The organism is Pseudomonas sp. SDO5522_S412 (genome assembly GCF_054071215.1).
This window is the reverse complement of record NZ_JBSVWQ010000304.1, coordinates 1-5904: the sequence shown is the minus strand read 5'-3', so window position 1 is coordinate 5904 and position 5904 is coordinate 1. Positions and strand designations below refer to the sequence as shown.

At 61.7% G+C, this 5904-nt stretch carries 5 protein-coding genes; 1 reads left to right on the top strand and 4 read right to left on the bottom strand.

Annotated elements, in window-relative coordinates:
• Window positions 1–74: 74 nt before the first annotated feature.
• Genes ACW9I6_RS30180 through ACW9I6_RS30165 form a run of 4 tightly spaced genes read right to left on the bottom strand, consistent with a single transcriptional unit; the run spans window position 75 to window position 3316 of the window.
• Window positions 75–1292, bottom strand: coding sequence for a class I SAM-dependent methyltransferase (locus ACW9I6_RS30180; protein ID WP_003209145.1), 1218 nt, complete (start codon window positions 1290–1292; stop codon window positions 75–77).
• Between the two features lie 41 nt (window positions 1293–1333).
• Window positions 1334–1951, bottom strand: coding sequence for a TPM domain-containing protein (locus tag ACW9I6_RS30175; protein WP_003209147.1), 618 nt, complete (start codon window positions 1949–1951; stop codon window positions 1334–1336).
• A gap of 28 nt (window positions 1952–1979) precedes the next feature.
• The gene (locus tag ACW9I6_RS30170; RefSeq protein ID WP_177069945.1) at window positions 1980–2708 is read right to left on the bottom strand and encodes a TPM domain-containing protein; all 729 of its coding nucleotides are present in this window, start codon (window positions 2706–2708) and stop codon (window positions 1980–1982) included.
• Complete coding sequence (locus ACW9I6_RS30165; RefSeq protein WP_003209150.1) at window positions 2708–3316, bottom strand: LemA family protein; 609 nt, start codon at window positions 3314–3316, stop codon at window positions 2708–2710. The genes ACW9I6_RS30170 and ACW9I6_RS30165 overlap by 1 nt, the downstream gene beginning before the upstream one ends.
• Before the next feature lie 214 nt (window positions 3317–3530).
• On the opposite strand from ACW9I6_RS30165, the gene bglX reads away from it, so the two are divergent.
• Entirely contained in the window at window positions 3531–5822 is a 2292-nt protein-coding gene (gene bglX / locus ACW9I6_RS30160; protein WP_177081929.1) for a beta-glucosidase BglX, read from the top strand.
• Window positions 5823–5904 lie beyond the last annotated feature (82 nt).

The following is a 5904-nucleotide window of genomic DNA, read 5'->3' as shown; positions in this document are numbered from 1 at the left end:
AGTTGATACATCAGGTGACTGACACACCGCTTTCGCGAGCAAGCCCGCTCCCACACTTTTGATTTGCGTCGTACTCAGGCGAGGTAACCGTCCGCCCGCAGCAGGGTTTCCAGGCAATGTTCGGTGATGTTGTAGAACGCCTTGAGCTCCTGGATTTTCTCCAGGAGTTGAGCGTTGTCCACCGGCTCGGCACGCTTCACCGCCAGGATCATCTTGTTCTTGTTGGTGTGCTCCAACGAGATGAACTCAAACACTTTGGTCTCATAGCCGCACGCCTCAAGGAACAACGCGCGCAAACTGTCGGTGACCATTTCCGCCTGCTGGCCCAGGTGCAGGCCGTATTGCAGCATCGGCTTGAGCAGCGCCGGGCTCTGGATCTGCAGGCGAATCTGCTTGTGGCAGCACGGCGAGCACATGATGATCGACGCACCGGAGCGGATGCCGGTGTGAATCGCGTAGTCGGTGGCGATGTCGCAGGCATGCAGGGCGATCATCACGTCCAGCTCGCTGGGCGCGACGCTGCGCACATCCCCGCACTTGAACACCAGCCCCGGGTGGTCCAGGCGGGCGGCGGCGTTGTTGCACAGGGTCACCATGTCTTCGCGCAGCTCCACGCCGGTGACTTCGCCCTCGGCGTTGAGGGTGTTGCGCAGGTAGTCGTGGATGGCAAACGTCAGGTAACCCTTGCCCGAACCAAAGTCCGCGACCCGCACCGGCTGGTCCAGCTTCAGCGGCGAGGTGGTCAGCGCATGGCTGAATACTTCGATGAATTTGTTGATCTGCTTCCACTTGCGCGACATCGCCGGGATCAGCTCGTGTTTGGCGTTGGTCACGCCAAGGTCGGCGAGAAAGGGCCGGGTCAGGTCCAGGAAGCGATTCTTCTCGCGGTTGTGCTCGGCAGACGGCGCTTCGCGCAGTTGCTGCGGCTTGCTTTTGAACAGTGAGCTTTTGTTCTTCTTGCTGTATTCCAGCTGGGCTTCGTCGGTCACCGACAGCAGGTGCGCATTCTTGAACGCCGCCGGCAACAATTCGGCAATTGCCGCCACGCCGTCGGCCAGGGAGAAGTTCTTGGTGATGTCGCGGGTCTTGTAGCGATAGACGAAGGACAGGCAAGGCTGATCCTTGACCGTCAGCTGCTTGATGATCAGCTTCTGAAGATCAGGCTCGGTGCCGACGTACTTGGCCAGCACCAGCTTGATAAAGGCGTTTTGCTCAAGGCTCGCGCTCAGCAGTTCGAGGAACTGCGCGTGATGATCCGGCGCGGGGCTGGCAGGTTTAGCGGTGGCAGACATGAACAAAAACGCCTCGGGCAGGGAATGCCGGGAATTTTACACTACTCCAACACCACCAACCGATTCGGCAGCTCATTGCGTGCGTGGGTCACCGGTACGTGCTCCCTGAGCAATTCCCCGCAAGCCTCAATACACGCCACAAACCCGGCCAACGTCTGGCCTTGCTTCACCTGGCGGGTGAAGTCCTTGACGATCGCATCCCAACTGCTGTCATCCAGGCGACTAGAAATCCCCTTGTCCACCAGGATTTCCACATACCGCTCGGCCTCACTGACAAAAATCAGCACCCCGGTGCTGCCCAGCGTGTGGTGCAGGTGCTGCTCGAGAAACTGCCGCCGTGCCAGGTTGGACGCGCGCCAATGGCGCACCGAGCGCGGGATCAATCGCGTGGTGACCCTGGGCAAACGGAACACCAGGCACAGCACGACGAACGTGCCCCACTGCGCCAGCAGCAAGGTGTACATGGTCAACCAGCCCGACAGGTAGTGAATGATCCCCGGCACCACCAGCGCCAGCAGGCTGGCCCACAGCAGCGGGATGTAGGCGTAGTCGTCGGCGCGGGCCGCGAGCACGGTCACCAGTTCGGCGTCGGTCTGTTGCTCGACCCGGGCGATCGCCTCGGCGACCTGGCGTTGCTCGTGTTGACTCAGTAATGCCATGGTTGTTGATGCTCTCTCGTTATTGTCATTACCAGCCGCCCGAGGCGCCACCGCCGCCAAAACCACCGCCGCCGCCCCTGAAGCCACCACCGCCACTGCCTCCCCCGCCGCCACGACCGCTGCTGCTGAGAATCGCCAGCAGGATAGCGCCAACGGGCAGGCCCATGCGATTGCACAGCCACAACACTGCCAGCAACAGGATGAACAGGCCAATGGAAATGCCCGGGTTTTGCTTGGCGAAGTTGGCCTCGGACACATGCGCCGGTACGGCCAGCGGATCGCCGCCCACCACCTGCAGCATCGCCGCCACGCCGTCGCTGATGCCCTTGCTGTAGTTGCCCGCCTTGAACGCCGGGGCGATCACCTGGTTGATGATCACCCAGGACTGCGCATCCGTGAGCACGCCTTCCAGGCCATAACCCACTTCGATGCGAATCTTGTGCTCATCCCGGGCGACGATCAGCAGGGCGCCGTTGTCCTTGCCCTTCTGGCCGATGCCCCACGCGCGGCCTAGTTGATAACCGAAGTCTTCAATGGGCACGCCTTGCAGGTCGGGCACGGTGACCACCACGATCTGGTCGCCGCTGGTCTGCTCCAGCGCCTGCAACTGCTGGGTCAGCTGCGCACGCACGGCCGGGTCGATCATCTGGGCGTTGTCCACCACCCGTCCGGTCAGGGCCGGGAAATTCAGGGCGGCCTGGGCGGTCAGGCTGAAGGCCAGCAGCACCGCCGCCATCAGCCAAGCGCGCTTGCCCATCAGAATTTCACTTGCGGCGCTTTATCGGCATCGGCACTCGTGGCCTCGAAGTTGGCGCGGACCGGCAAGTCGCTGTACATCACGCTGTGCCACAGGCGGCCAGGGAAGGTGCGGATCTCGGTGTTGTAGGCCTGCACTGCCTGGATAAAGTCGCGGCGGGCCACGGCGATGCGATTTTCGGTGCCTTCAAGCTGCGATTGCAGGGCCAGGAAGTTCTGGTTGGCCTTCAGGTCCGGGTAGCGCTCGGACACCACCATCAAACGGCTGAGTGCACCGCTCAAACCGTCCTGGGCTTGCTGGAACTGCTTGAGTTTCTCGGGATTGTCGAGGGTGCTGGCGTCCACCTGGATCGAGGTGGCCTTGGCCCGCGCTTCGATCACGGCCGTCAGGGTGTCCTGTTCATGGGCGGCGTAGCCCTTGACCACTTCCACCAGGTTGGGGATCAGGTCGGCGCGCCGCTGGTACTGGTTCTGCACCTGGGCCCAGGCCGCCTTGGCCTGTTCGTCCAGGGTCGGGATCTTGTTGATGCCGCAACCGCTCAGCACGGTGCTCACCAGTATCAATGCCACGGCCTTCCAGCCCCAACGGTAACCTTGTGCTGCTTGCATGGTGTTTCTCCTGCCAAACCTATGAAATTTACCGACTGACGCGTTAGCCACGGGCTTAGGGCATAATCCGCCACCACCCACTGGATTGCATCGTGCCAATCAGCTAAAAGATGCCCAGCGCCAATAAGAGTTCAGAAGTGTGCGGTATTTATCTGAACAACACCCGAACAACAATAGACGCTCTCCGGTCCCAAGGCTGCGAGAAAGGATTTTCATGAAGAAGCTGTGTTTGCTGGGCCTTGTTGTCAGTTTGGCCACTCATTCCGTATTAGCCGAAACAAAGCCCGCAGTGCTCAAGGACAAGGACGCCTTCGTCAGTGACCTGCTCAAGCAGATGACCCTTGATGAGAAGATCGGCCAATTGCGCCTGATCAGCATCGGCCCCGAAATGCCCCGCGAACTGATCCGCAAGGAAATCGCCGCCGGTCGCATCGGCGGCACCTTCAATTCGATCACCCGCCCGGAAAACCGTCCGATGCAGGACGCAGCCATGCGCAGCCGGTTGAAGATCCCGATGTTCTTCGCCTATGACGTGATCCACGGCCACCGCACGATATTCCCCATCAGCCTGGCCCTGGCTTCCAGCTGGGACATGGACGCCATCGGCCACTCCGGGCGCATCGCCGCCCAGGAAGCTGCCGCCGACAGCCTCGACATCACCTTCGCGCCGATGGTCGACATCTCCCGCGACCCGCGCTGGGGCCGTACCTCCGAAGGCTTTGGCGAAGACACCTACCTGACCTCGCGCATTGCCGAAGTGATGGTCAAGGCCTTCCAGGGCAGCAGCCCGGCCAAGGCCGACAGCATCATGGCCAGCGTCAAGCACTTCGCCCTGTATGGCGCGGTGGAAGGCGGTCGCGACTACAACGTGGTCGACATGAGCCCGGTCAAGATGTACCAGGACTACCTGCCGCCCTACCACGCCGCCATCAAGGCCGGCGCCGGTGGCGTGATGGTTGCGCTGAACTCGATCAACGGCGTACCCGCCACCGCCAACACCTGGCTGATGAACGACCTGCTGCGCAAGGACTGGGGCTTCAAGGGCCTGGCCGTGAGCGACCACGGTGCGATCTTCGAGCTGATCAAGCACGGCGTGGCCAAGGACGGGCGTGAAGCCGCCAAGCTGGCGATCAAGGCCGGCATCGACATGAGCATGAACGACTCGCTCTACGGCAAGGAATTGCCCGGCCTGCTGAAGTCCGGCGAGATCGAACAGAGCGACATCGACAACGCCGTGCGCGAAGTGCTCGGCGCCAAGTACGACATGGGCCTGTTCGCCGACCCGTACCTGCGCATCGGCAAGGCCGAGGATGACCCGGCCGACACCTACGCCGAAAGCCGCCTGCATCGCGCCGACGCACGTGACGTGGCGCGCCGCAGCCAGGTGCTGCTGAAAAACCGGAACAACACCCTGCCGCTGAAAAAGGACGCGACCATCGCCCTGGTCGGCCCGCTGGCCAAGGCGCCGATCGACATGATGGGCAGCTGGGCCGCTGCCGGTAAACCCGCGCAATCGGTGACCCTGCTGGACGGCATGAACGCCGCGATCGGCGACAAGGGCAAGGTGATCTATGCCCGTGGCGCCAATATCACCAACGACAAGAAAGTCGTCGACTACCTCAACTTCCTGAACTTCGATGCCCCGGAAGTAGTGGATGACCCGCGCTCGTCCCAGGACATGATCGACGAAGCCGTCAAGGCCGCCAAAGGCGCCGATGTGGTCGTGGCCGCCGTGGGCGAGTCCCGTGGCATGTCCCACGAATCGTCGAGCCGCACCGACCTGAACATCCCGCAGAGCCAGCGCGACCTGATCAAGGCCTTGAAAGCCACCGGCAAACCGCTGGTGCTGGTGTTGATGAACGGCCGTCCGCTGTCGATTGTCGAGGAGAACGAACAGGCTGACGCAATCCTGGAAACCTGGTTCGCCGGCACCGAAGGCGGCAACGCTATCGCTGACGTGCTGTTCGGTGACTACAACCCGTCGGGCAAGCTGCCGATCACCTTCCCGCGTTCGGTGGGGCAGATTCCGACCTACTACAACCACCTGAGCATTGGCCGGCCGTTCACTCCGGGCAAGCCGGGCAACTACACCTCGCAGTACTTCGATGACACCACCGGGCCGCTGTTTCCGTTCGGTTACGGCTTGAGCTACACCAGTTTCAGCCTGTCGGACATGGCGCTGTCGTCCACCACCCTGAACAAGACCGGCAAGCTCGACGCCACCGTGGTGGTGAAAAACACCGGCAAGGTCGATGGCGAAACCGTGGTGCAGCTGTATATCCAGGACGTGGCCGGCTCGATGATCCGCCCGGTGAAGGAATTGAAGAACTTCCAGAAGATCATGCTCAAGGCGGGCGAAGAGCGCGCGGTGCACTTCACCATCACCGAGGAAGACTTGAAGTTCTACAACACCCAGCTGAAGTTTGCGGCTGAGCCGGGCGAGTTCAATGTGCAGATCGGGTTGGATTCGCAGGATGTGAAGCAGCAGAGCTTCGAACTGCTCTAAAGTCTTGCCCGGTCAAAATGTGGGAGCGGGCTTGCTCGCGAATGCGGTGTGTCAGTCAATGGAAGTTTGGCTGATCCACCGC

What these genes read in the sequence shown, in the direction of transcription:
- ACW9I6_RS30180 (WP_003209145.1), bottom strand. Translation starts at nt 1,292, where the DNA reads ATGTCTGCCACCGCTAAACCTGCCAGCCCCGCGCCGGATCATCACGCG.
- ACW9I6_RS30170 (WP_177069945.1), bottom strand. Translation starts at nt 2,708, where the DNA reads ATGGGCAAGCGCGCTTGGCTGATGGCGGCGGTGCTGCTGGCCTTCAGC.
- bglX (WP_177081929.1), top strand. Translation starts at nt 3,531, where the DNA reads ATGAAGAAGCTGTGTTTGCTGGGCCTTGTTGTCAGTTTGGCCACTCAT.
- ACW9I6_RS30175 (WP_003209147.1), bottom strand. Translation starts at nt 1,951, where the DNA reads ATGGCATTACTGAGTCAACACGAGCAACGCCAGGTCGCCGAGGCGATC.
- ACW9I6_RS30165 (WP_003209150.1), bottom strand. Translation starts at nt 3,316, where the DNA reads ATGCAAGCAGCACAAGGTTACCGTTGGGGCTGGAAGGCCGTGGCATTG.